The organism is Mycobacterium sp. PO1, assembly GCF_017312405.1.
Lineage (GTDB): Bacteria > Actinomycetota > Actinomycetes > Mycobacteriales > Mycobacteriaceae > Mycobacterium.
The window spans coordinates 47,378-70,847 of record NZ_BLTG01000019.1; the positions used below are offsets into that span (position 1 = coordinate 47,378).

Here is a 23,470-nt window from a genome sequence, read left to right on the forward strand (position 1 = left end):
TCAGCGACGAGCCCAACGTGCAGCCGCGTCGCGCATCCGCGGCGACACCCGGAACGAGAAGACTCCGTTGAAGACGTCTTCGCGCAGCCTGGTGAGCGTGGATGTCTTGATGCGCCAGTCCCCGTCGATCTTGCCGTAGGTCTCGTGATAGTGCCCGTAGCCGTTCAGGTTCAGCCCCGGCGCGAGGCGGACGACGTCGTTGAGCGCCCACACGCCGGTGGCTTCCGTCGCAGCGATGAGTTCGATCTCCGGCGCGTGGACCTGATGCACCGTCGGCTGCGAGCGCTTCCCCAGATTCCTGCGCACGAAGGCCACGAACTCATCGGCTCCGACGATCACCTGCCCCCCGGATTGCGCAGTGTCGCTGACGAAGTCGTCGGTGAACAGTTCGCGCCACGCATCCCACTGTTTGGTGTCCAGCAGCCGGCAGTAGCGGGCCTTGAGTTGTTTGATGGCTTCGACCTCGGCCTGGGTGGTGACGGGATCCATTCATCCTCCTGCTCAGAGTGTTCGCCCATCACAGTCAACCACCATGCCTGCACCCGAGCGTCTGTTCGGCTGCGGGGCGGGACGCCGACGATCGCAGTCGCATCCCGGCGATCACCCGGCTGAGGATGGCGCTGCGCAGCCGTCGGGGCAGCGGCCGCAGCGCCGCGGTGAGGAACGTGCCCTGCAGTCCCGGAACGACGGTGCGCCGGCGTCCCAGCGCCGCCAACGTACTGCGGGCGACCGTGTCCGGGCTCGTCGCCGAGCCCAGGTCCAGCCCTGCGCGGGGGCCGAAACCGGATCCGACCGGACCAGGTGCGACGGCGAGAACGTCGACGCCGAACGGTCGCAACTCGCCATGCAACCCCTCGGCAAGGCTCTGCACATAGGCTTTCGACGCCGCATAGTTCGCCTGACCCGGCACCCCCTGCCAACCGACGATCGACCCGAACAGCACCAGCGCGCCGGTGCCCCGACTCACCAGCCGGGAGGCGAAGGTGTGCGCCAGGCGCATGACCGCGGTGACATTGACCGCGACGAGAGCCGACTCCTCGTCCGCGGAGGTCTCCAGAACCGTACCGGTGGTGCCGAACCCGGCTGCCAGCACGACGATCCCGATGTCCATTGTGCGTGTCTGCTCCTCGACGACGGTCACACCCGCTGGGTCGGCCAGATCGACGGCCAGAACGTTGGTCTGCACGCTATGAGCGGCGGACAGGTCCGCGGCGAGCGTCGCCAACGCGTCCCGCCAGCGAGCCACCAGGACGACGTTCAGTCCCTGCGCGGCCAGGTGCTGTGACAACGCGCGCCCGATGCCGTCGCTGGCGCCCGTGACGAGCGCCCACGGTCCGTACCGCTGCACATCGTTCATGACACCGTGGCCTTCACCGGGTGGGCAGGCAGGAAGGCCAGTACCGCGATCGCGCCGACCAGGCAGACCCCGGCAGCGGTGAGGCAGCCGGCGTGCAGGCCGGACATGAAGGCATCACTGACCACCGTGCGCAGCGTTTCCGCGACCGCGGGCGGAGATTGCGCCGCCACGGCGAGCCCCTGCGCCAGCCCCTCGCCGGCGGCTTCCTGAGCCTGCGGGGGCGCGGCGGCGAGCACCTCACTGGCGGACAGGTCACGGATGTAGAGCGTGGAGAAGATGCTGCCCACCACCGCCACCCCGAGAGTTCCTCCCACCTGCCGGGTCGCGTCGTTGACCGCCGAGCCCGCGCCGGCCTGCTCCGGCCGCACCACTCCCATGATGGAGTCCGTCGCCGGCGCAGTGGTGAGGCCGAGACCTCCGCCGAGCAGCACCATCTGGGCCGCCACCGCCGGGTAGGACACGTCGACGTCGATGGTCGCCACCCAGGCGAAGGCCGCGGTGAGCATCACCAGCCCAACGAAGACGACCACCTTGGTGCCGATGCGGGTCACCGCCAGGCGGGTGCCGAGCACCGACCCGGCCGCGATCGACAGCGCCACCGGCAGGATTCGCACCCCGGTCTCCAGCGGGCCATAGCCCTGCAGCAACTGGAAGAACTGCGTGATCAGGAAGATGAACCCGAACAGCGCGAAGAACGCGACGGTCACCGCACCGCTGGCGGCACTGAAGCGCAGGTTGGCGAACAGTCCGACGTCGATCAGCGGGTCGCCGGCACGGCGCTCCCACCAGACGAAGGCCACTGCTGACACCAGTGCCACGGCGAATCCCGTCAGGGTCTGCGCGGAGGTCCACCCGTGCTCGGGCGCTTCGATGATCGTGTAGACGAGGGCACCGAGCATGACCACCGACAGCACCAGCCCGCCGCGGTCCAGGGCGGTGTCGGCGTCCGCGGCCGACCGTGGGACGAACAACACCGCTCCCAGAGCGGCGACCAGCGCGATCGGCACCAGCGCCAGGAAAAGGCTTCCCCACCAGAATGTTTCGAGGAGTGCCCCGCCGAGTATCGGTCCGACTGCCACGCCGAGCCCGGTCACCGCACCCCACACGCCGATCGCCGCGGCGCGTTGCCGGGGATCCCGGAAGGTGTCGGTGATCAACGCCAGCGTCGTCGGATAGATCAGCGCCGCCGAGATTCCCATGATCAACCGCATGGCGATCAGCTGACCGGTCGAGGTGCACAGGGCGGCGGCGACGCTGCTGACTGCGAAGAGCACCAGGCCGGCGATCAGGGTGCCACGCCGCCCGAACTTGTCACCGACGGTGCCACCGGCCAGAACCAGGGCCGCGAAGGCGAGGTTGTAGGCGTCGACGATCCACTGCAGCCCGCGCGTCGATGCGCCGAGTTCCGAGTTCAACGTCGGCAGAGCGACATTGACGATCGTCGTTTCGACATTGATCGCCAGTGCCGCGATGAGGACGACGGCCAGAACCAGTCCGGGGCGGTGTCGCACACGGCTGTGCCCCACGGGGCGGCTAGGGGTGATGGTCATGAGGTCTTACCGCCTGGTTCTCGATGTTGACGACGCTAACATTTGGATACGATGGCAGACGATGTTAGTGCTGTCAACATTTACGCGGTGGTCACTGCAGGCCGTCGGCGATGACGTCGAGCAGCCGGTCGATGATCACCTGTCTGCGCGCGTGGTCGAGGCCGCTGAGCGGGCCGTCGAGAAGCAGGGTGGACAAGCCGTGCACCGCGGCCCAGGCCGCCTCGTCGAGTCCGTCGCGCCGGTCGGCGGCCAGCACTTCGGTGGCGATCAACTCGTCGATGCAGCGGATGAGCATCTGGAACGGATGGTGTTCGGGTACTCGCACCGGCTCATCGGCAGTCCCGCTGTTCCCGGAGACGTTGTGGGCGAACGCTGTTCGGAACAGCCCCGGCTCGGCCAACGCGAAGTCCAGATAGCCCTGCCCGGTGGCACGGAACCGCGCGAGTGCCCGTTTGGCCTTCGGTCCCCTCGAGGTGACGGCGTCCAGGCGTGCTGCCATCGCGTCGGCGAGCAGCGTCTGGGCGTGTTCGGTCACCGCGGCCAGGAGTTCACCGCGGTCGGCGTAATGGCGGTAGGCCGCCGAATTACTGACCCCGGCCAGTCGCTGCACATCGCGCATCACGACGGCATCCGGGCCACCTGTGCGGGCCAGGTCGACGGCATGATCGAGAAGGACCTGACGCAGGTTTCCGTGGTGATAGGTATCGGAGCGTCGGGAGGTCAGCGCGACTCCTTCCCAGAGCTGATGTTGACGACATTAACATCTGCGACAGAGTGCGGTCAGCCGCCGTACCGGCCCACCTTCTCGGCGAGGTCGTCGAGGATGCGCAGCGACGCATCGCGGGGCTTGGTCGGCAGCAGTAAGCCCACGTGATCGAATCCCACGTCCTCGGCGGCGCGCCAGTAGTCCGGGTCGGGCGGCGCGGCGAAGATCGTCAACGGCACGTCGTAATCGGCGTTCTCGCGGATCTGCGCCACCCGCCGAGCCAGCCGCTCCGCGGGGAGCGGGTTGGAGATCCACCCCGCCCGGTGGCGGATGATGCGCCGGACGGTCGCGTCGGAGTCCCCGCCGATGTAGACGGGCGGATGCGGTTCACGCACCGGTTTCGGCCGCTGATACGACGAGTCGAAGTCGACGTAACGGCCGTGGTACTCGGCAGGCTCCGCGGTCCAGAGCTCTTTGATCGCCTCGATCCGCTCGTCCAGCAGCGCTCCGCGCGTGCGCGGGTCCGTGCCGTGGTCGGCCATCTCCTCGAGGTTCCATCCGGCGCCGACGCCGAAGACGAAGCGGCCCCCGGAGATCACGTCCACGCTCGCGGCCTCTTTGGCCGTGGTGATGGGGTCGCGCTGGATCAACAGCGCGATGCCGGTGATGAGGTCGATGCGTGACGTCACCGCGGCGGCCGCAGCGAGCGTCGCGAAGGGATCCAGCGTGCGGTAGTAGATCGACGGCAGGTCGCCGCCGAGGGGATAGGCCGACTCCCGGCTGGCCGGGATGTGGCTGTGCTCGGCGACGGCCAGCGACTCGAAGCCCCGTTCCTCGATGGCACGGGCCAAGGTGACCGGGTCGATGGTGTCGTCGTTGACGAAGGTGGCGATCCCGAACTTCATACCTGAAGGTTGTACACCCCCTTCGGGCCTCACCGTTTCAGCCGCGTAGGCAGCGGGAAGGATTCCATCACGGTTCGATGGTCGACAGCGCCAGGGAGGTAGGCCCTGTGATCCGTGCTCTTGCCGCTCGGTTCGCCCGACGGGTGGGCGCCGTGTTCCCCGGTGTGGCGATGAGCGCCGACAACGCGCTGATGTTGATCAAGGCCGTCATCGCGGGAACGATCGCCTGGGCGCTGGCCACCGACGTGTTCCACGCCAGCAACGCGTCGTTCGCCGCGTTCGCCGCCATGCTGCTCATGCAGCAGACCATCGCCGAGTCGGTGCAGAAGGCCGTTCACTACACCGGGGCGGTGCTCGTCGGGATCGGACTGGTCAGTGCCGTCGCGCTGCCGTGGGGTCCCGGCCTGTGGCTCTTCCCGCTCATCCTCCTGGCGAGCATGCTGATCGGCCGCTGGTATCGGCTCGGCAGTCAGGGCTTCAACGTCACGGTCGCCGCCGTCTTCGCCTACGGCGTGGTGGCCATGCCCGACGCGGGCACGTCACCGCTGATGCTGATCGGCGATCTCGCGGCCATGGTCCTGCTGGGGGCAGGCATCGCGGTCGGCACCAACCTGCTGATCGCCCCGCCGCTGCGCTACCGCAGCGCCGAAGACGCAGTCGCCGCGTACTGCCAGTCGGTGGTCCAGCTGCTCGACGACATGGTCGCCGGGTTGGGCGACGGGGCGCCCGACGACGACCAGGCCAGGGACTGGCGCAGGCGCAGCGACGAACTGCCGGGCCTGTCGGCTCAGCCCCGCAGCACCATCGACCACGCCCTCCAGACGTCGAAGTTCAATCCGCGAAGGCTGGTGACACGCGGCAGCCCAACGTTCGACGGACACCGGGTCACCGTGCACGTCGTCGAACGAATCTCCCAACAACTGGTATTCGTGTGTGCCGGGCTGCTGCGCTTCACCGGGTCCGACGAGGACGAGTCGGCCGGTCGCCGCGCCCGCACGGAGTTCTTCGGTCAGTACGCAGCGGTGCTGTCGGCGGTACGGGACGCGATCGCCGAGAGCGCGTCGCTGCACTCCATGTCGGACCTGCGGGCCGGGACCGCATTGAACACGGTGAACGAGCAGTGCCGGTCGGCGCTGCACACGCTCAGCAGCGCAGCCGCGGTCGACGGTGAGCACGACGTTCCACGGCAGTGGGCATTCTTCGGTGCCCTGTATGCCGACGCGCAGCGCATCTGCGAAGAGATCGAATGGGCCGACGACCAGTTCCAGCAGCTGGCCCGGTCCTCGGCCGGCCGCTCCTGAGAAAGGTATGACGTCGCGAGTCCTCAGTCGTCGAGGATCTCGACGTTCTGCGCGAGCGGATTGCGCGGAACGGCCAGGTGATTGGCGGCAAAGTTCGGGTCGGCGTAGCCGATGCACACTCCGCACAGGACGCGCAGTTCATCCGGTATGCCCAGATGTTCCCGGACGATGTCGGGATACAGCGCGGTCGACACCTGTACGCAGCTGTCGATGCCGCGTTCGGTGAGCGCCAACAGCAGCGTCTGCAGGAACATCCCCACCCCGACCGCGTCGGCCATGCCGAGGTCGCGGTGCATGCACACGATGCCCGCCACCGGGGCGCGGAAGAACTCGAAGTTGCGCAGCTGCGCCGTCCACCTGCCGTCGGCGTCATCGCGCGCCACTCCCATCGATCCGTACACCAGCGCGCCGAGTTCGCGTCGACGCGCGCTGAACGATTCGGGCAGTCCCATCGCCTTCGGCGGCTCGGCGCGCGCCGCGGCCACCATGGCGGCTGCCAGTCGGTCTCGGCGCTCCCCCACGGCGAGAAAGACCCGCCACGGCTGCACATTGGAGTTCGACGGTGCGCGCATGGCCAGAGTCAGCGCCTCGTTCAACGCGTCGGCGGGAACTGCTTTGTCCGGCAGGAACATCCGGGACGAACGCCGCCGGTTGATGATGTCGTCGAGCTCGGCCATTTCAAGGTCTCCCGTCAGATCGCCGTGCCGCCGCCGTCAACGTGCGCGGTGGTTGCGGTGATGCCGCCGGCCTGCGTGAACCTGTCGTCCGTCATCGTGTTTCCTCTCGCGGCACGCGTGCTGCGTCGTCCCGACCTGACAGTGACACGGTCGGTCCGCCGGGGGAATCACGGAAAGTCCGTAGTTGTGCGCCGGGCAGCCGGACTACGGGGTCAGGGCAGCCGGCCAGCTCAGCGGGTTCAGCTGCCGGAACGGGTCCGCCGACCGGATCTGCTGCAGGTCCGCGAGTTCGGCCTCCAGCTGTCGCTGCACCCGCCCCTTGACCGCGGCAGTCCACCTGTCGTCGGCCTCCCCCTCGGTGTGGGTCGTGGCGATCGGCGGACCGAACGACAGGTACATCCGCTGCGGTCTGGGTACCAGGGTCGGGCCGATGCCCCGCACCAACGGTATCCCCATATCGGAGCGGCCACTGAGACGGTGGCTGAGCCACCTGCTGGCGCGACCGAGGCGGCTGTCGCGACTGACCATGCTGGTGTACACGTCGTCGCCACCGACGAGCGCCGCGGTGACGATGGGATAGCCGTGCTCGATCGCGATCCGCGCGAAGCCGTCTCGGTTCTGCCAGCTCAGCATGTACTCCTCGCCTTTGTACTTGGCGATCTCCCGGGCTCCACCGGGGAAGACCAGGATCGTCTCGTCCTGGTCCATCAACCGGTGGGCGGCGTCGGGAGTGCCGACCACCGCTCCGTAGGCGGTGACGAGATCAGCCTGCAGCCCGCGCATCCGCCCGAACTGCCGGTCCGCCAGCGGGCGGACCCGGGTTCCGATGTGGCTGCGCACGTAGTACGGGATCAGGAGCACCTCGGACGAGTTCTGGGTGTGGTTGCCCACCAGCAGGAATCGGCCATCGGCCGGCAGATTCTGCAGTCCACGGACATAGGGGCGGTACAACCGCATCAGCGGCGACAACGCGCCCGTCGCGGTCTCCAGCAGGGACTCCAACGCCCGCACGCTCGGCGAGATGGCGGGCTCGGTCATCGGGCGGCGGTCCTGTCGTCTGGGGTCACTTCCGCCATTGTCCACACCGTGGGCACCTGCCTCGCTGATCGCCTTCGGCGACGCAGCGACCGGATTAGGCTCCACCGCATGCAGCCTGGACCGTCCGCACCACCCGAGCTGACCGACGTGGCCTCGGCAGAAGGTCCCCTGCCCGGGCCGGAACTCCTGGCCGGGCGTCCCTACGCACTTCCGATCGATCTGCTCGCAGAAGTGCACGGGCCCCTGTTCTACGCCGACTTCAACGGCGAACGGAAGCTCTACGCGTGCTCGGCGGAACTGGTCGAGGAACTCTGCGACGAGACCCGTTTCGCCAAGAACCTCACCGCGTCGCTGGCCAGGATCCGCCCGCTGGCCGGTGACGGGCTGTTCACCGCGTTCTACGGCGAATCGAACTGGCAGAAGGCCCACGATGTCCTGCTGCCGGGCTTCAGCTATGCGGGGTTGCGCACCTATCACTCCGCGATGCTCGACATCAACGCCCAGCTGATCAGCCGGTGGGACGCCGCCGCGGGACATGACGCGGTCGACGTGTCCACCGATCTGCAGAAGCTGGCGATGGACACCGTTGCGCTGGCCGGTTTCGGTGCCCGGTTCGAGTCGTTCGATGTCGACGGTATGGCGCCCATCCCGGCGAGTTTCACCGCAGCGCTGGGCGAAGTCTTCCAGAACGGGGTGACGCCGGCGTTCACCGGCGAGTTGACCACCCTGCACACGTTCTTCGACGAGTTGATCGCCGGCCACCGGTCGGGGCGCAGCGACGATGTCGACGACCTGTTGTCGGTGATGCTCGGCCACGACGCCAACGGCGCCCCGTTGCTCGAACCGGACAACGTCAAGAACCAGATCATGACGTTCCTCATCGCCGGTCAGCTCACCACCTCCGAGCTGATGCCCAACACGCTCTACAACATCGTGCGACACCCCGCCGTACTGGACCGCGTCCGGGCCGAGGTGGACCAGGTGTTCGGCCCCGACGACGACTACCTGCCCAGCTACGACGACATCGGGAAGTTCGAGTATCTGCGCCAGGTCATCAACGAGACGCTGCGTCTGTCTCCCCCGGTGCTGCAGTTCGACCGGATGGCGTTGTCCGACACGGTCATCGGGGGCCGCTACCCGGTGAAGAAAGGTGAGGCGGTCAGTGTACTCACCGGTGCGCTGCACCGCCAGCCCGGCTGGGGGGACAACGTCGAGCTGTTCGACCCCGAGCGATTCTCCCCCCAGCGCAGCCAGTCGCGTCCGGCAAGCCTGTTCAAACCGTTCGGCACCGGCGCGCGCTCGTGCATCGGCCGCCAATTCGCGCTGCACGAGGCCACCATGGCGATCGCCCGAATCGTGCACCGCTACCGCATGATCGACTCGCGACACTATGTGCTGCAGTGGGACGGCCCGGGCAGCCGCCGCCCCGTGGGCTTTCACGTCGATCTCCTCCGGCGCACCGCGGACGAACGGGCGGTCCGCCCGGCCCCCGACGCCGCTGGAGAGTCGCGGCCCACCACGGCTGCCGCGACCGCCGTCAAGGCGGGGACGACGCTGGCCGTACTGCACGGCTCGAATCTGGGCACCTGCCGGGCGCTGGCCGCGCAACTGGCCGAGGAAGCCGCCGACCACCGGTGCCTGGCCACGGTGGCGCCCCTCGACAGCGCGGCCGGCGCGCTGCCGTCGGCCGATGCCACTCTGATCGTCGCCGCGTCCTACAACGGACAGCCCACCGACGACGCCCGGGCGTTCATGGCGTGGTTGAACGACCCCGACGCCTCACTCTCCGAAAGCCCGCTGTTCGCGGTGTTGGGGGTCGGCGACCACAACTGGGCCGACACGTACCAGGCCATTCCGCAGCAGATCGAGGAACGCCTCACCGAGCTGGGCGCCACCGCCCTGGTTCCGCGAGCTTCAGCCGACACCTCCGGTGACCTCACCGGAACGGTCGAGGAGTTCTCCGCGAACTTCTGGACGGCAGTGGCACAGCGCTTCGGTGATCCGGACGCCGCGCCGGTCAGCGACGCCGACGAACCGCTCTACGAGCTGCGGACCATCGTCGGTCCTGTCACCAGCGCCATCGACGCCCGCTTCGGGGTGACCCCGATGACGGTTCTGGAGAACACCGAGCTGGTCAGCGACACCGCCTTCGGACAAGCCAAACGCTATGTGCGGATTGCGCTTCCGGAGGGCATCGAATACCACACCGGCGATCACCTCACCGTGCTCGCCGACAATCCCCCCGAATTGGTCGACACGGTGATCCAGTTGTTGGAGATCGAGCCGGACCTACGACTGTCGGTCAACCCTCGACGCAACTCTCGGCGGCTGATCGCGCTCGACCGGGAGGTCAGCGTGCGTGAGCTGCTCACCCATTTCGTGGAATTACGCAAGCCGGCCAGCCGCAGTCAGTTGACGCGGTTGGCGGCGACGAATCCGTGCGCACCCGAACGACAGCGTCTCGAGCAGCTCGCCGCGGCAGCGGAGCCCGCCGTGCTCAGTCCGCTGGAGTGCCTGCTGGAGTTCCCGGCCTGTGAGATCACCGGCGCCCAGTTGCTGGAACTACTCGAACCGATGACGCCGCGGCACTATTCGATCGGCTCGTCGTCGCGCCTGTCTCCTCAGGTGGTCGGGCTGGTGGTCAGCGTGCTCGACGCACCGGCGCGCTCCGGCCGCGGACTGTTCCAGGGCGTGGCCTCCAATCACCTGGCGGCGGCCAAGCCCGGTCAGGTCGTGCGGGCCCGGGTGGACGCAGCGCGCCAGGCATTCCGGGCGGGCGCCGAACCCACCCGAAACGTCATCCTGGTCAGCGCCGGTACCGGTGTCGCCCCGTTCTGCGGTTTCCTGCTCGACCGCCTGGCCGCCCAGCAGGCCGGTGAGCCGTTCGCCCCGGCGCTGTGCTTCTTCGGCGTCCGAGATCCGGCGGTCGACTACATCTTCCGCGAGCAGTTCGAAGAAGGTGAGGCGCTCGGCGTCGTGCGCATGCGGCCGGCGTTCTCGAGGGCGCCGCAGGACGGGGTGCGGTACGTGCAGGACCGCATCGCCGCGGACGCCGACGATGTCTGGGACATGCTGGGTGACCCCGCCAAGGACACCTACGTCTATGTCTGCGGGGACGGCGCGCGCATGGCGCCCGCCGTCCGCGAGGCGTTCACGGACATCTACCGGTCCCGCACCGGTGCCGACGCGGAGGCTGCACAGCGGTGGCTCACCGGGTTGGTCGAATCCGATCGCTACGTCGAGGACGTCTGGGCCGGCTGACCGACGCGGTCACCCGTCCGGCAGCCATGTGGTGCGGCGCTGCCACTGCCATTCACTCCCCACGGGAACAGGCGCCGGGGGCCGGCGCCGGAACGCCCGGATCCCGAGAACACCGGCGAACGGCAGCAGTACCAGCGCGGGAAGCTGGTAGCGCCAGGAGAATTCGAACGCGGCGGAGAGGACGAGCATGGTGAGCGCCATCCCCAGGGCCAGCGCGATCGCCGACCGCACGCCGCTGGTGCGGGCCCGGCCCACTCCCAGCACAGCGGCCAGGGCGATGAGCCCGAACACCGCCAGCAGTGGCCCCGGCGTGTAACCGACGCTGAGTTGGTAGCCGCGCAGGAACGCGGCCAGGCCCGGCACGGTGGTCGGGTCGCGCCCGCTGAACTCCTGGGATGTTCGCCTGGTGAGGTCCTTGTCGGCGTTGGGGTACTCCAGCTGGAACTGCCAGCGGCTCACCGGCACGTCGCCTTCGGCGTCGGTGCGGGTGGGGCGGAAGCCTTTTCCGAAGTCCACCGCGACCGCCGCGGCGAAATCCAGGGGTTGCTGGCCGATCACGGTCCAGCCGAACTCCCGCTGCACCTGGTAGAGATCCGTGCCCGGCGGGAATCGGTCGCGGAACCCCTTCTCCCGCTGGATGTGGGCGTAGTCGTCGAGGCGCCGGCGATCGTCCAACGGCTCGGTGGGACAGGCCCGCTCGAGCAGCGCATCCAACTCGAGGGTGTCGCAGTCGGCGATCACCGCGGCACGCCCGTAGAGCACCTGGCTGGTGGTGCGGGTCAAACCCCACTTGCCGGTCTCGGCGTGGAAATAGGTCGCGTACCCTCCGAGCACCGCGCCACAGGCCAACACGAAGGCCACGATGCGCAGGCCGACGGTCCGCCAGCCGGGTGCGGTGCGCAGCAGCCGCCACGCGCCGCCGGCGATGAGCAGATAGCCGAGGATCGGAACCACCAGGGCCAGCGCCACCAGGCGCAGCATGACCGCCATTCCGACCAGCAACCCGGCCAGCGCCGCCCGGCGGGGGGTGGGGGCCCCGGTACCCAACAGCACCCACAGCAGTGCCACCAGCAGTACCTGTTGCCAGGCATCGGACATGATCAGCTGCTCGATCTGGATCTGATAGCCGTCGAGCAGCAGCGGTGCTGCGGCCGCCGCAGCCCACCAGCGGTTCACGCCGTAGCGCAGCGCCAGAGCCGACAGCGCGACGGCTGAGACGACCCCCGCGAGGTGCTGCACGGCGGTGACGAGCTCCAGTCCGCCGACCGCGAGCAGCGGAGTCAGGACGAACAGCTCGTATCCGATGGGGTTCAGACCGCTGGGATTGAACTCCCCGAGGTTACCCAGGTAGCGGAACGAGTCGACGAACAACAGCGCGGGCTGGTAGGCGAACCAGGACAGCACCCGCAGAACCACACCGGCGAATACCAGCGCGCTCAGCAGCCAGTGTCGGCGAATCAGCCCGCCGGCGCTGCCCAGGACGGCGACCACGCCGCTCAGTTGTTACCGGAGCTCGTCCACTGCACCGTCGGATACAGCTTCTCGGTGTCGACGCGGTGCTTGTTCTGCTCGACGATGGGGAACATCGACTCGATCAACACATCGGAGAGCAGGTGCGGGTCCAGACCGAGCTCGACGAGCCCGGTGTGTTTGACGTTGTAGTAGTGCTCCTGCAGCTCGATGCGGGGGTTGGTCAAATGCTCGATCTGCACCGGGCCCGGGAACTGCGCCGACACGACGTCGGCGATCTGGCGCACCGACTTCGACTCGGTCATCTGGTTGAACACCCGGAACTCGCCGCGCTCGGCGGGGTTCTCCACGGCCAGCCGGATGCATTCCACGGTGTCGCGGATGTCGATCAGACCCCTGATCTGGTTTCCGGTGCCGTACACCGTCAGCGGCTCGCCGAGCACCGCCTGGATGACGAAGCGGTTGAGAACCGTGCCGAACACGCTGTCGTAGTCGAAGCGGGTGGCCAGCCGCGGATCGAGCGCGGTCTGCGGCGTCGTCTGCCCGTAGACCACGCCCTGGTTGAGGTCGGTGGCCCGCAGACCCCAGGCCCGGCAGGTGAACTCCATGTTGTGCGAGTCGTGCACCTTGCTCAGGTGATAGAACGATCCGGGTCGTTTGGGGAACAGCACACGGTCCCTGCGCCCGTTGTGTTCCAGTTCCAGCCAGCCCTCTTCGATGTCGACGTTGGGCGTGCCGTACTCGCCCATCGTGCCGAGCTTGACCAGGTGGATGTCGCGGTCCAGCTCACCGATGCCGTACAGCAGGTTCAGCGTGCCGATGACATTGTTGTGCTGGGTGTAGACGGCGTGGGCGCGGTCGATCATCGAGTACGGCGCGGCACGCTGCTCGGCGAAGTGCACGACTGCGTCGGGGGCGAACTCGCGCAGCGTCGCATACACGAATTCGGCGTCGAGCAAATCACCCACGTAGGTGGCGAGCCGCTTTCCGGAGTGCTCCTCCCAGGCGGCCACGCGGGTGGTCAGGTCCTCGATCGGCACCAGGCTGCACACGCCGAGTTCGTCGTCGTAACCGCGCCGGGCGAAGTTGTCGAGCACTGCCACGTCATGTCCGCGATCGGACAGATGCAGTGCAGTGGGCCATCCGAGGTATCCGTCACCGCCGAGCACGAGAACTCGCAAAACAGCCATCCCTTTCGCCGCTGGTGAACCTGAGCCTAAGACACGGGCACAACCACGTGCACAATTGCGGCAACACGCGCGATTCACAGGGAGGGTCATATGGCCGAGGACCGGGGGGCGTTCACAGCGGCCACGGGCCGTCAACTCGAGGCCGCCGGACGTGACAAGCCGCGGTACCGCCGCTACCAGTACGACCTGATCGCCCCGCACTGCGGCCGCACGATCCTCGAGGTCGGCGCCGGTCTCGGCGAGTTCGCCGAGCAGTTCGGCGACGTCGACCGGCTGGTGTTGACCGATGTCGACCCCGGCGCCGTCGAACTGATGGCGCGGCGCTTCGCCGGGCGGCCCGAGGTGCAGACCCGGACGTTGGCGCTGGGCGTGGCACCGGAGCTCGACGAGCCGGTCGCCTCCGTGGTCGCGATCAACGTGCTCGAGCACATCGAGGACGACGCGGGCGCACTGCGCTCGCTGGCCACCGCGGTGCAGCCGGGCGGCAGCATCGTGCTGTGGGTGCCCGGCTACCAGCAGCTCTACGGGGAGTTCGACCGCAAGGTCGGCCACGTGCGCCGGTACACACCGTCGACGTTGGCGAGCGCCGTGCGGCGCGCCGGCCTGGACGTCGAGCTGGTCAAGCCGGTCAATCTCCTCGGCGGCATCGCGTGGTGGCTGACGGTGCGCCGGGGTGGTTCGACGTCCCCGGATTCGAAACTCGTGGCGGTGTTCGACCGCTTCGTCGTTCCGGTGACGCGCGCGCTGGAGCGGGTGGTGCGCCCGCCCTTCGGGCAATCGGTGCTGTGCGTGGCCCGGGTCCGGGCGTGAGCCCGGGTCTGCGCCGTCACCGCGTCCGGCTGTGGGGCCGCTACACCGGCGCCTCGGTCATCGCCGGCCTCATCAGTGAGGCGGTCTTCCTGCTCACCTACTGGCTGGCCGGGGCGCCGCTGCTGGCCAGCGTGCTCGCATTCGTCGCCGGTGCGGTCCCCAACTACCTGATGAACCGGTACTGGGCGTGGCAGCAGCGGGGCCGCCCGCACCACCGCAGGGAGGTGTTGCCGTATGCCGTCATCGTCATCGTCACCGCCCTCACCGCGATCCTGGTCACCACCGCCGCCGACAACTGGGTGCGCGAGCACGTCGACTCGCATGCCTGGCAGGTCGTCCTCGTGGGAGCGTCGTTCCTGGGTACCTACGGCGCGATGTTCGTGCTGAAGTTCGTGCTGTTCGACCGGTTCATCTTCGTCGACCGCCGCGCACGTACTCCCGGAACCACGTCCGCACCATGACGCGGGCGTAGTTCGCGCCGTAGACGAGGTTGGCGCCCTTCTTGCTCGCCCCGTGTGCGCGCAGGCGCATCGTCATCGGCACCTCGGCCACGCGTGCGCCCCGGGCGGCGACCCCGACCAGCAACTCCGAGGACTGGTACTGGGGCTCGGTCAGCGTCACCGACCGCGCCAGCTCGGCGCGCATCGCCCGGAAGCCGAACGAGGTGTCGGTGATGCGGCGCCACGTCAGCAGGCTGGCCAGTACCGCGAACACCCGCACGCCCAGCCAGCGGAAGCGGCTGTCGGATTCGTGGTGGCCCAGCCGGCGCGACCCGGTCACGAAATCCGCGCGGCCGTCGAGCAGCGGCGTCACCAGGGTCTCCAGTTCGGCGCCGTCGTACTGACCGTCGGCGTCGGTGGTCACCACGAAACGCGCCCCGTGCCGGGCGGCCAGCCGGTAGCCCAGCCGCAGCGCCGCGCCCTGGCCGCGGTTGCGGGGTGCGACGCAGGTGTAGGCGCCGTGCGCACGCGCCACCTCGGCGGTGGCGTCGGTCGCACCGTCGACGACGACCAGGACGTCCACCGGCATTCCGCAGCACCGTTTCGGCATCTCGGTCAGCACCGCGCCGATCCCGTCGGCCTCGTTGTACGCGGCGATCACCACGACCAGTTCGGCCAACTCCAGGCTCGGATAATGCCGGTCGAACTCCGCGACCGCACGCGTGTCGACATCGTCGGGGTAGTCGGCGAGCGGGGTCATGCCGTGCCGACCGTGTCGAGGAAGTACCGCCACGTGCCGGCCAGTCCGTCGGCCAGCGCGACGCTGGGGCGGTAGCCGATCGCCTCCGCGCTGTGTGACACGTCGACGACGACGGCGGGCATCTCGCCGCGCTGGGCGGCGACGTGTTCGGTGGGCAGCGGCCGGCCGGTGACGGTGCGGACGGTGTCGACGAGTTCGAGGACCGACACCGACCTGCCGGCGCCGACGATCGCGGTGCCGCTGTAGCGGCCCTGCCGGGCGAGCAGCACCGCGCGCGCCACGTCGTCGACGTGGACCAGGTCGCGACGCTGGGTGCCATCGCCGTAGATGGTGACGGTGGAGCCGTCCAGGGCCGCACGCATCAGCCGCGGCACCAAGCTGTCCTTGAGCGCCATCCCCGGCCCGTAGACGTTGCTGAAGCGCAACGCGCAGGTCGTCATCCCGTAGGCCCCGGCGTACCCGGACATCAGCATCTCGCAGGCGGCCTTCGTGGCGCCGTAGGGCGTCAGCGGGCGCAACGGCAACCGCTCGGTGATCGTCGCCTCACCGACGTCGCCCACGACGGCGTTGGTCGAGGCCAGCAGAAACTGGCCGACGTCACGGATGCGGGCCAACTCGAGCAACTCCTGGGTGACGGCGACGTTGTCGGCATACGTCGGCGCGGGCCGCTGCACGGACTGCAACACCGAGGTCGCCGCAGCGAGATGGACGATCGCGGCGGTGCCCGGTGCCACCGCGTCGTCGCGCACGCCCGCGTCGGTCAGATCACCGACGACATAGCGCACGCCGTCGAGCGGACTGCGGGGCGGCGTGCGGTCCACGACGGTGACGCCCGCCCCGGCGTCCAGCAGCGCCTTCACCACCGCCGCACCGATGAAGCCGCAACCTCCGGTGACAAGCACCCGTCCCTGCTGTTGTGCACCCACGGCGGTCAACTTAGCGTGACGTCATCCGGCGCGACGGCGCAGATGCTCCTCCTTGGCGTCGCGCACCACCCGATCAGGTGCCAGGAACGCACGCCCGATTTCGGCGGCCTGCTGCAGCCCCTCGTCGCGCACTGCCGAATTGTGTTCCCCCTCAACGTCGTAGATGAGATGGCTGGTCACATCCGTGACACCGCAGTAGGCGAAGGTGCCGACGTCGATCTGGGTCCTCATCGCCTCGTCGTAGCCGTAGCGGTCGTACGTGCGCCGAGTCGACCCGCCGATGCCGATCAGCGTGGTGGGGATGTTGCCCAGCAGCGACGTCAGCGGTTGCTTGCCCCGGTCCTCGACGCCCTTGCCGTACTGGTATGCCCAGCCGACCGTGAACACGCGCTCGATCCAGCCCTTCATCATCGCCGGCATGCCCCACCAGTAGACCGGGAAGACGAACGCCATCCGGTCGGCGTCCTCCACTCTGCGGTGCATCGCGGCGATCTCGTCGGGGATGGGTCCGCCCCAGAAGTGCGCATGGTCCTCGGGGGTGAATCGCGGGTCGAAATCCTCGCTGTGCAGGTCCAGGACATCGATGGTGTGACCGGCCGCGCGCACCGGTTCGTGGAAGGCCTTCATCACCGCGGCCGGATACCTGTCGGTGAACGGGTGTGAGTACACGGTCAGTAGATGCATGCCTTGCACTGACGCGGGCGCGCCGCTGCTTATTCCGTCGGTTCGACTCAGTGCGTCGGTTCGGGTCGGTCCGTCGGTTCGGGTCAGTCCCGGGCGAACCCCAGCGCGACGACCGCGTCCTGCAGACTCTCGCCTGCCTCGAGAAAGTCCACAGTGACCTGCTCCAGGGTGGCCTGCCGCAACGGGTTCGGCGAGGCGTAGTCTCGCGACACCGAGTAGGCGACGCTGAGCCCGACCGTGACCGGCTGCATCGGATCGAAACCGGCCATCGTCATCCCGTGCAGCGCGCCGACGGTGCGGCCGTCGACGATCAGCTCCAGGTTTCCGACCGCGTTGAGCGGTCCGTCGCCTAATCCTGTTCTACTGAAACGGATTTCGACGCCGTGCCGCCCCATCGTGATCGGCCCTTCGGACGTCACGGCCTGCTCGGCTCCGCCGTGATTGCAGACGTAGCGCAGGTAGCCACCGGCGAGGAAGAGTGCGTGTCCACCCGACCGGCTGCCCTGGGAGAACAGCACCCCGGCCGCGTCGGAGCCGGTGACCGCCACCTCGGTGCGCAACACGAAGGACCGGCCTCGCACCAGGCCGCTCATCGGAGTGTGCACCGCCGGGGTGCCCGGATAGAAGACCGCCCGCCGCGAGCCCCCGGCCAGATCGGCGACGCCGCGGCTGATGAGCTCGAACACGCTCAGATCGTTGAGCGGATAGGCGTGGCACCGCGTCGCCTCGTTCTGCCACAAGGACTTGAGCTCTTCGAGCTTGTCCGGGTGTTCGGCGGCGAGGTCACGGATCTGGCTGCGGTCGCTGTCGAGGTGGAACAGTTCCCACCTGTCATGCGGGAACTGGGACCAGCCGGGCCGGCCGGGGACCGCGGACGTCGGTGGGTGCACGGCGCTGGCGAACCACCCGTCATGCCAGATGCCGCGAGTACCCATCATGGCGTAGAACTGGGTACTCTTCTGCCTCGATGCATCCGGATCATGCAGCGTCGCAGCGATACTCACGCCCTCCAGCGGCCTCTGCGGAACGCCCTTGACCGTTCTCGCCGGTTCCAGTCCCAGCAGTTCGTACACCGTCGGGGTGATGTCACTGACGTGCGTGTACTGTTCGCGCACCTCTCCGCGGGCGGGCAGTCCGGCCGGCCAGGAGACGATGCACGGGTCGGCGATCCCGCCCTCGTGGGACGCGTAGCGCTTGAACAACTTGTACGGCGTGTTGAACGCCATCGCCCAGCCATTGGCGTAGTTCATCTTCGTGCCGGGTCCGCCGAACTCGTCCAGGCGGTCCAGCGTCGGCTCAGCCGACAGGCCGCCGCGAAGCGGCACGAACTCGTCGAGGGTGCCGGTGGGCCCACCTTCACCGCTGGCACCATTGTCGGACATGACGACGATGATCGTGTTGTCGAGCTGGCCGGTGCTGTCCAGATAGTCCACCACGCGGCCGATCTGGGCGTCGGTGTAGCTGAGGAACCCGGCGAAGACTTCGGCCATCCGGCTGAAAACCCGCTTCTGGTCCTCGGACAACGCGTCCCACGGGGTCACCGTGTCATGTTCCGGCCAGGGCAACCCGTCGGCACTGGTGCACTCGGCGTAGGGATTGATCGGTGACAGCTCGGTCTCGCCGGGCAGCAGTCCGAGCGCCTTCTGGTTGGCCAGGGCGATCTCGCGGTAGCGCTCGTAGCCCTCGTCGAACCGGCCGCGATATCTGTCGGCCCAGGAGCTGTCGACCTGGTGCGGCGAATGGCCTGCGCCCGGGCACAGATACATGAACCACGGCTTGTCGGGCGCGCAGGAGCGGTGTTCGCGCAGGAAGCCGATCGCGTTGTCGGCCAGGTCTTTCGAGAGGTGATAGCCCTGCTCCGGGGTTCCCGGCGGATCGATCGGCCTGCTGTCGCTGACCAGGTTCGGATACCACTGGTCGGTCATGCCGTCGAGGAATCCGTAGAAGCGGTCGAAGCCCCGGCTCAGCGGCCAGTACCGGCGCGACCCGGCGGCGTGGCAGTCCTCGGGTGGTGTCAGGTGCCATTTGCCGACCGCATACGTCGCCCATCCCCGTTCGGCGAGGACCTCCGACACCAGCGCGGTGTCTGCCGGGATGCGTCCGCTGTGACCGGGATAGCCCTGCGCCATGTTCACGACCGAGGACACCCCCACCGACGTGGCGTTGCGGCCGGTCAGCAGCGCAGCGCGGGTCGGCGAGCACAGCGCGGTGGTGTGAAACTGTGACAACCGGATCCCGCGTTCGGCGATGCGTGTCATGGTCGGCATCTCGACCATGCCACCGAAGCAGTCCCAGGTCGCGATCCCGATGTCGTCCCACAGCAGGTACAGCACGTTGGGGGCGTTGTCGGGAGCCTGCGGAGCTCGGTACGGCCCCCAGTCCGGCACGGAATCGCGGATGTCCTCGTTGATCGTTCCCTGGAAGTGCATCGTCGGCTCGTCTCGCTAGGCGGCCACGAGCACGGGCTCGTCGACCGTTCGGGTGGACCGGAAATCTGTCAGTACTGACACCTTATGGGAAAGTGTCAGAACTGACAATATGTCGTACCCGAGGGCCGTCAGCTGGCATAGTTCTTGCATGTCCGCTGATGTCGGCAAGCGCGAGGCGCACAAAATCGCCACCCGGGGCGCCATCCAGTCCGCGGCCGACGCGCTCTTCGAGCAGCGCGGATACGCCGAGACCACGGTCCGCGACATCGCCGACGCCGCCGGGGTCACCGAGCGCACCTTCTTCCGGTACTTCTCCGGGAAAGAGGCCCTCTTGGTGAAGGACATCGAAGCCGGGATTCCGGTCCTCGCCGACGAGATACGGCGCCGCCCGGCAGCCGAAGCACCGCTGGACGCCGTCGAGAACGCCGTGCTGGTGACGGCCGACCGGCTGCGCGAGGCCCAGCCCAACCTGTCGTGGTTGTTCCAGGACGGTCCGCCCGGGCCCAAGCTGGCCAAGTCGAGCCCGGGGTTGCTGTTCCAGCTCGAGCAGGCGGTTGCCGAGGCTCTGGCGGAACGGATGGAATCGTCGCAGCCGGTGACCGACGACCTGGAGTTCGAGGCGCAGGTGCTCGCCCGATGCGCGGTGGCTGCGCTACGCAGCACCGGAATCAGACGCTGGCAGCTCGAGCGGCGCGGGGTCACGGGAGTCAGCGAGACCCGGCTGCTGGGGCAGGCCTTCGCGATCGTGCGGCGGGGCGGATCGGCAGATCCGCCGCCACGCCGGTGAGCACCACGTCGCCGCAGCGTTCCCGCCCACCTGCCCCGCCGCCGGCTGGTTCAGCCCGTCGTCACCACCACCCGGTCGATCGTCAACGCGACACCGCGTCCCGTGTCATCCGGCTCCCTGGCTGCTGATCGATCCCACTCCACGGTGGCCGCCCCCGAGATCTGGACAACGCGACCGGTTGCCGTGGCGAACATCAGCGCAGCAGTGGGATCAACGGCGAGATTGCCGAGGCTGTTGAACATGTTGTTGCCGGGGTAATCGGGCCAACGCACTGTCCGCGGGCTGACGGTGACGAAGCCGGGCGGCCCTCCGCGATGCGATGCGTCGTTCCCCGCCGTGGGGTGGGTGGTGCCCAGGATGAAGGTCGCGGCGCGCCGGATCTGGTCGATGTCGCTGTCCCGCAAGCTGTCCCCGTCGTGCACCCGCGTGCGGTGCGGCGCCGGCAGCCCGGACCGCCACTGCGCCCGCGGAATGTACTGCGGGCAGTTCCCGTAGGCCTGCGCGATGCTGACCCGCAATTCGTCCTCGTCGCCCCTGTCGAGCTGTCCGTTCACCCGCAACCGGCGTCGGGACGCATAGTCGATCACGATCACACCGACCTCCTGCCCCGACGGCAGGTCGAAAAGCGGGTCGGCATCGGCGATTCCGCCGCGGATCCGCAGGGCCGACGCCGACTCCGGCGTTACGAACCCGGGTTCGCCCAGCAGCGGAGCCGTCCACAACCGGCCGGTGCGGTCGCGTGCGGTGAGCGCCCCGAACGTGGCGCCCGACACGAACGCCGCTGCCCCAGGCGTGAGCCCGCCCTGGCGCACCATGGGTTCGAGTCGCGCCGCGGCCTCGAGGACCCCGGCACGCTGTTGGACCATGAGCTCTCCGCGGTGAAAGCCGGTCGTCACAGCGAGACCACCGGCCAGTCGTTGTGGACGCCGGCGAGCACGTTGAAGTAGTTGGTGAGGATGTTCAAGGCCAGGTTGGCAACCAACTCACCGATCTCCTCGTCCGTGACGCCCGCGCGCCGGGCCCTGTCGAGGTCGCCGGCGTCCACGTCACCGGCGTTCTCGGCGATCGTGTTGGACAACTCCAGCAGGGCCGCCAGGTGCGGATCCTGCGACTGTCCCCGCCGGGCTCGCTCGAGTTCCTCCGCGTCGATCTTGGCGACCTGAGCGCCGACGTAGGTGTGGGCCGAGAGGCAGTATTCGCATCCGTTGAGCTGAGCGGTCGCCACCGCCAGGCGCTCCCGGGCTGCGGCAGGCAGGGCGCCACCGGCGACGGCACCGGACAGCGCCAGGTACGCCTTGAGCAGGGTGGGGCTGTTCGCCATCGCAGCGGTCATGTTCGGCACCGTCCCCAGCGACTTACGAACCTGCGCAAGCAGTTCCGCGGTCGTGCCGGTGGCGGCGGACGGGTCGACGGGGGTGAATGCGGTGGTGGTGGACATGGCGGTTCCGTTCGGTGTCTCGTGAGCTACCGGCGGTGGCTCTAACGGATGGAACACCTTCCATCCGTGATAACATTCCCGCATGCCGGAATCGTCTGCACGGTGGGTGTTGCCTGGCGAGCCGCTGCCCGTGCGGTTGATGAACACCGTCTGGGCGGATACGGCAGGGGTGCACGACGACCTGACCACGGCCACCGCCTTGCGTGGCTGGCTGACCGACGTGGCCGGCTTCGACCCGGGATCCGGTCCCGGGGTCGACCCGACGCCCGCCGAGCTGACCGAGGCTCGCGCACTGCGGGATTCGCTGCGCCGCGTCGCCGCGTTCGTCACCGACGATCAGCGACCCGCGGCACGCTCCCCGGTCGCATCCGTCGACACCGCGGTGGCCGACATCAACGCCATGGCCGCCGACCAGGCCTGGCCGGCGCTCCTCCGCCGCGGTGACGAGCTGCGCCGCGAGGCCGTCGCCCACGAGCCACCCGTCCGCACGGCGCTCGCCGGGCTGGCGGCGCAGGCGATCGACCTGCTCACCGGGCCGTCGGCCGGCGCACTACGGGCCTGCCACGCCCCGCATTGCGTGCTGTACTTCGTCAAGTCCCACCCGAGACGGGAATGGTGTTCGCAGGCCTGCGGCAACCGGGTACGCGCCGCGCGCCACTACCGGCGTATCCGCAGCGGCCGGCAATGAGCCGGCGCCGCTCTCACCAACCGGCGTTACGGGCGAGGTCGATGGCGTACTGACTGACGAACGTGCCGGCGCTGGGCGCCCCGCGGCACGACCCGTCGGATTCCCCGGGGCGCTTGACCCACAGGAAGGCGTCGACCGTCGGATTGCCGGTGGCCGTAGTCGGGGCCACCCCGAGTGCGCGACCGCTGGGATTGCACCAGTACAGGTCGTCGCCTTCCACCGGTCCGGCGCCATTGCGCGACGTGTCGATCACGTAGTGCGCTCCGTTGGTCATCCCGGAGATGGCCTGGCCGTACCCCATGGACTCCTCGGTCGTGAAGAAGTTCGCCGTGTTCAGGCTGAAGCCACGCGCCTTCTGGACTCCGACCTGGTTGAGCCGGCCCGCCATGACGTCCGCGGGCACCCAGCGCGAATGGCCGGCGTCGACGTACACGGCGGTGGCGGGATTACGGGTCAGCGTGTCGACGGCGTAGCCGATCAGCTCGAGCCGTTCCTGCTGCTGGCCCGGGGACAGGCAGTCGATCATGGCCAGCGCGTCGGGTTCGAGGATGACCGCTGCGGGCCCGGTGCCGATGGCGGCCGCGACACCGTCGATCCACGCCCGGTAGGCGCCGGCCGAACCGAACCCGCCCGCGGCGTAGCTGCCGCAGTCCCGGTTCGGGATGCCGTAGAGCGCCAGGATCGGCATGGTGCCGGCGGCCTGGGCGGTGGCGATGTACTTCGCATCCACAGCCGGGGTGGAGATGTGGTCCATCCAGTACGCGGTCGGGGTGTTGACCACCGCGGCCAGCAGCGGATCGGGGTTGCCCTGCGCCGCACGCATCCCCTTGGACTGGGGATTGACGTAGAACGGCATGCCGGCCAGCGGGTTGGCGTCACTGGCCAGCCGCACTGCCGGGGTGTCCGCCGGGTGGACGGGAGCGGACACCGCCCCCACCGCGGCGACCGCCGCGACTGTCAGGAAGGGCGCGATCCACCGCGCGACAGCAGCACCTGAGAACGTCACGTGAGGAAACCTAATGCGGCCCGCAGCGATCGCCAAACCAGGGTGAC

22 protein-coding genes are annotated in these 23,470 nt (G+C 68.7%); 6 read left to right on the top strand and 16 right to left on the bottom strand.

From position 1 onward, the window contains the following. The 5 genes from J3476_RS08945 to J3476_RS08965 form a co-directional block, all read right to left on the bottom strand. Positions 1-489, bottom strand: coding sequence for a nuclear transport factor 2 family protein (locus J3476_RS08945; protein WP_207066133.1), 489 nt, complete (start codon positions 487-489; stop codon positions 1-3). A gap of 34 nt (positions 490-523) precedes the next feature. Further along, complete coding sequence (locus J3476_RS08950) at positions 524-1,357, bottom strand: SDR family oxidoreductase (protein ID WP_207066134.1); 834 nt, start codon at positions 1,355-1,357, stop codon at positions 524-526. Continuing rightward, positions 1,354-2,907, bottom strand: a complete 1,554-nt coding sequence (locus J3476_RS08955; protein ID WP_207066135.1) for a DHA2 family efflux MFS transporter permease subunit — start codon at positions 2,905-2,907, stop codon at positions 1,354-1,356. Before J3476_RS08955 ends, J3476_RS08950 begins: the two co-directional genes overlap by 4 nt. 91 nt (positions 2,908-2,998) lie before the next feature. Continuing rightward, positions 2,999-3,631, bottom strand: a complete 633-nt coding sequence (locus tag J3476_RS08960) for a TetR/AcrR family transcriptional regulator (protein ID WP_307726972.1) — start codon at positions 3,629-3,631, stop codon at positions 2,999-3,001. Between the two features lie 56 nt (positions 3,632-3,687). Then, a complete protein-coding gene (locus J3476_RS08965) occupies positions 3,688-4,518 on the bottom strand; it encodes an LLM class F420-dependent oxidoreductase (RefSeq protein WP_207066137.1) in 831 nt (276 codons plus the stop codon). A 107-nt stretch (positions 4,519-4,625) separates the two neighbouring features. Between J3476_RS08965 and J3476_RS08970 the strand changes: the two genes are divergently transcribed. Continuing rightward, a complete protein-coding gene (locus tag J3476_RS08970) occupies positions 4,626-5,819 on the top strand; it encodes an aromatic acid exporter family protein (RefSeq protein ID WP_207066138.1) in 1,194 nt (397 codons plus the stop codon). Positions 5,820-5,842: 23 nt separating this feature from the next. Here J3476_RS08970 and J3476_RS08975 read toward each other — a convergent pair whose 3' ends face one another. Both J3476_RS08975 and J3476_RS08980 read right to left on the bottom strand, forming a co-directional pair. Beyond that, the gene (locus J3476_RS08975) at positions 5,843-6,496 is read right to left on the bottom strand and encodes a nitroreductase (RefSeq protein ID WP_207066139.1); all 654 of its coding nucleotides are present in this window, start codon (positions 6,494-6,496) and stop codon (positions 5,843-5,845) included. A 204-nt stretch (positions 6,497-6,700) separates the two neighbouring features. After that, a complete protein-coding gene (locus J3476_RS08980; protein WP_207066140.1) occupies positions 6,701-7,534 on the bottom strand; it encodes a lysophospholipid acyltransferase family protein in 834 nt (277 codons plus the stop codon). A 108-nt stretch (positions 7,535-7,642) separates the two neighbouring features. Here J3476_RS08980 and J3476_RS08985 point away from each other — a divergent pair, with 108 nt between their 5' ends. Continuing rightward, positions 7,643-10,795, top strand: a complete 3,153-nt coding sequence (locus J3476_RS08985; RefSeq protein WP_207066141.1) for a cytochrome P450 — start codon at positions 7,643-7,645, stop codon at positions 10,793-10,795. Positions 10,796-10,804: 9 nt separating this feature from the next. Here J3476_RS08985 and J3476_RS08990 read toward each other — a convergent pair whose 3' ends face one another. Beyond that, on the bottom strand, positions 10,805-12,286 hold the full coding sequence (locus J3476_RS08990; RefSeq protein WP_207066142.1) for a hypothetical protein: 1,482 nt from the start codon (positions 12,284-12,286) through the stop codon (positions 10,805-10,807). A gap of 5 nt (positions 12,287-12,291) precedes the next feature. Continuing rightward, complete coding sequence (locus J3476_RS08995) at positions 12,292-13,455, bottom strand: NAD-dependent epimerase/dehydratase family protein (RefSeq protein ID WP_207066143.1); 1,164 nt, start codon at positions 13,453-13,455, stop codon at positions 12,292-12,294. A gap of 90 nt (positions 13,456-13,545) precedes the next feature. On the opposite strand from J3476_RS08995, the gene J3476_RS09000 reads away from it, so the two are divergent. Together J3476_RS09000 and J3476_RS09005 are read left to right on the top strand one after the other, a co-directional pair. Continuing rightward, positions 13,546-14,265 carry a bifunctional 2-polyprenyl-6-hydroxyphenol methylase/3-demethylubiquinol 3-O-methyltransferase UbiG gene (locus tag J3476_RS09000; protein ID WP_207066144.1) on the top strand — a complete coding sequence of 240 codons (720 nt, stop codon included), beginning with the start codon at positions 13,546-13,548 and terminating at the stop codon, positions 14,263-14,265. Beyond that, entirely contained in the window at positions 14,262-14,726 is a 465-nt protein-coding gene (locus J3476_RS09005; RefSeq protein ID WP_207066145.1) for a GtrA family protein, read from the top strand. Before J3476_RS09000 ends, J3476_RS09005 begins: the two co-directional genes overlap by 4 nt. On the opposite strand, the gene J3476_RS09010 is transcribed toward J3476_RS09005, so the two are convergent. The 4 genes from J3476_RS09010 to J3476_RS09025 all read right to left on the bottom strand — a co-directional run bounded on the left by J3476_RS09010 (position 14,674) and on the right by J3476_RS09025 (position 19,504). Then, entirely contained in the window at positions 14,674-15,465 is a 792-nt protein-coding gene (locus tag J3476_RS09010) for a glycosyltransferase family 2 protein (RefSeq protein WP_207066146.1), read from the bottom strand. The genes J3476_RS09005 and J3476_RS09010 overlap by 53 nt on opposite strands. Next, positions 15,462-16,391, bottom strand: a complete 930-nt coding sequence (locus J3476_RS09015) for an NAD(P)-dependent oxidoreductase (protein ID WP_286182788.1) — start codon at positions 16,389-16,391, stop codon at positions 15,462-15,464. Before J3476_RS09015 ends, J3476_RS09010 begins: the two co-directional genes overlap by 4 nt. 21 nt (positions 16,392-16,412) lie before the next feature. Beyond that, the gene (locus tag J3476_RS09020) at positions 16,413-17,075 is read right to left on the bottom strand and encodes an NAD(P)H-dependent oxidoreductase (protein ID WP_207066148.1); all 663 of its coding nucleotides are present in this window, start codon (positions 17,073-17,075) and stop codon (positions 16,413-16,415) included. A gap of 83 nt (positions 17,076-17,158) precedes the next feature. Beyond that, a complete protein-coding gene (locus J3476_RS09025; protein WP_207066149.1) occupies positions 17,159-19,504 on the bottom strand; it encodes an arylsulfatase in 2,346 nt (781 codons plus the stop codon). A gap of 148 nt (positions 19,505-19,652) precedes the next feature. Between J3476_RS09025 and J3476_RS09030 the strand changes: the two genes are divergently transcribed. Then, positions 19,653-20,291, top strand: a complete 639-nt coding sequence (locus tag J3476_RS09030) for a TetR/AcrR family transcriptional regulator (RefSeq protein WP_207066150.1) — start codon at positions 19,653-19,655, stop codon at positions 20,289-20,291. A gap of 50 nt (positions 20,292-20,341) precedes the next feature. Here the strand turns inward: J3476_RS09030 and J3476_RS09035 are convergent, their stop codons facing one another. Next, positions 20,342-21,157 (bottom strand): pyridoxamine 5'-phosphate oxidase family protein, encoded by an 816-nt coding sequence (locus tag J3476_RS09035; protein WP_207066151.1) that lies wholly within the window; start codon positions 21,155-21,157, stop codon positions 20,342-20,344. A 26-nt stretch (positions 21,158-21,183) separates the two neighbouring features. Continuing rightward, on the bottom strand, positions 21,184-21,729 hold the full coding sequence (locus tag J3476_RS09040) for a carboxymuconolactone decarboxylase family protein (protein WP_207066152.1): 546 nt from the start codon (positions 21,727-21,729) through the stop codon (positions 21,184-21,186). Between the two features lie 82 nt (positions 21,730-21,811). Between J3476_RS09040 and J3476_RS09045 the strand changes: the two genes are divergently transcribed. After that, complete coding sequence (locus J3476_RS09045; protein WP_207066153.1) at positions 21,812-22,417, top strand: ABATE domain-containing protein; 606 nt, start codon at positions 21,812-21,814, stop codon at positions 22,415-22,417. A gap of 13 nt (positions 22,418-22,430) precedes the next feature. Here J3476_RS09045 and J3476_RS09050 read toward each other — a convergent pair whose 3' ends face one another. Further along, positions 22,431-23,423, bottom strand: coding sequence for a glycoside hydrolase family 6 protein (locus J3476_RS09050; RefSeq protein ID WP_207066154.1), 993 nt, complete (start codon positions 23,421-23,423; stop codon positions 22,431-22,433). Between the last annotated feature and the right edge of the window lie 47 nt (positions 23,424-23,470).

Excerpts from the sequence above, each read along its gene's own strand:
- J3476_RS09045 (WP_207066153.1), top strand. The coding sequence starts at position 21,812 with ATGCCGGAATCGTCTGCACGGTGGGTGTTGCCTGGCGAGCCGCTGCCC.
- J3476_RS08995 (WP_207066143.1), bottom strand. The coding sequence starts at position 13,455 with ATGGCTGTTTTGCGAGTTCTCGTGCTCGGCGGTGACGGATACCTCGGA.
- J3476_RS08945 (WP_207066133.1), bottom strand. The coding sequence starts at position 489 with ATGGATCCCGTCACCACCCAGGCCGAGGTCGAAGCCATCAAACAACTC.
- J3476_RS09030 (WP_207066150.1), top strand. The coding sequence starts at position 19,653 with ATGTCCGCTGATGTCGGCAAGCGCGAGGCGCACAAAATCGCCACCCGG.
- J3476_RS09000 (WP_207066144.1), top strand. The coding sequence starts at position 13,546 with ATGGCCGAGGACCGGGGGGCGTTCACAGCGGCCACGGGCCGTCAACTC.
- J3476_RS08975 (WP_207066139.1), bottom strand. The coding sequence starts at position 6,496 with ATGGCCGAGCTCGACGACATCATCAACCGGCGGCGTTCGTCCCGGATG.
- J3476_RS08985 (WP_207066141.1), top strand. The coding sequence starts at position 7,643 with ATGCAGCCTGGACCGTCCGCACCACCCGAGCTGACCGACGTGGCCTCG.
- J3476_RS08955 (WP_207066135.1), bottom strand. The coding sequence starts at position 2,907 with ATGACCATCACCCCTAGCCGCCCCGTGGGGCACAGCCGTGTGCGACAC.
- J3476_RS09035 (WP_207066151.1), bottom strand. The coding sequence starts at position 21,157 with ATGGTCCAACAGCGTGCCGGGGTCCTCGAGGCCGCGGCGCGACTCGAA.
- J3476_RS09025 (WP_207066149.1), bottom strand. The coding sequence starts at position 19,504 with ATGCACTTCCAGGGAACGATCAACGAGGACATCCGCGATTCCGTGCCG.
- J3476_RS09040 (WP_207066152.1), bottom strand. The coding sequence starts at position 21,729 with ATGTCCACCACCACCGCATTCACCCCCGTCGACCCGTCCGCCGCCACC.
- J3476_RS08950 (WP_207066134.1), bottom strand. The coding sequence starts at position 1,357 with ATGAACGATGTGCAGCGGTACGGACCGTGGGCGCTCGTCACGGGCGCC.
- J3476_RS08965 (WP_207066137.1), bottom strand. The coding sequence starts at position 4,518 with ATGAAGTTCGGGATCGCCACCTTCGTCAACGACGACACCATCGACCCG.
- J3476_RS09020 (WP_207066148.1), bottom strand. The coding sequence starts at position 17,075 with ATGCATCTACTGACCGTGTACTCACACCCGTTCACCGACAGGTATCCG.
- J3476_RS09010 (WP_207066146.1), bottom strand. The coding sequence starts at position 15,465 with ATGACCCCGCTCGCCGACTACCCCGACGATGTCGACACGCGTGCGGTC.
- J3476_RS08980 (WP_207066140.1), bottom strand. The coding sequence starts at position 7,534 with ATGACCGAGCCCGCCATCTCGCCGAGCGTGCGGGCGTTGGAGTCCCTG.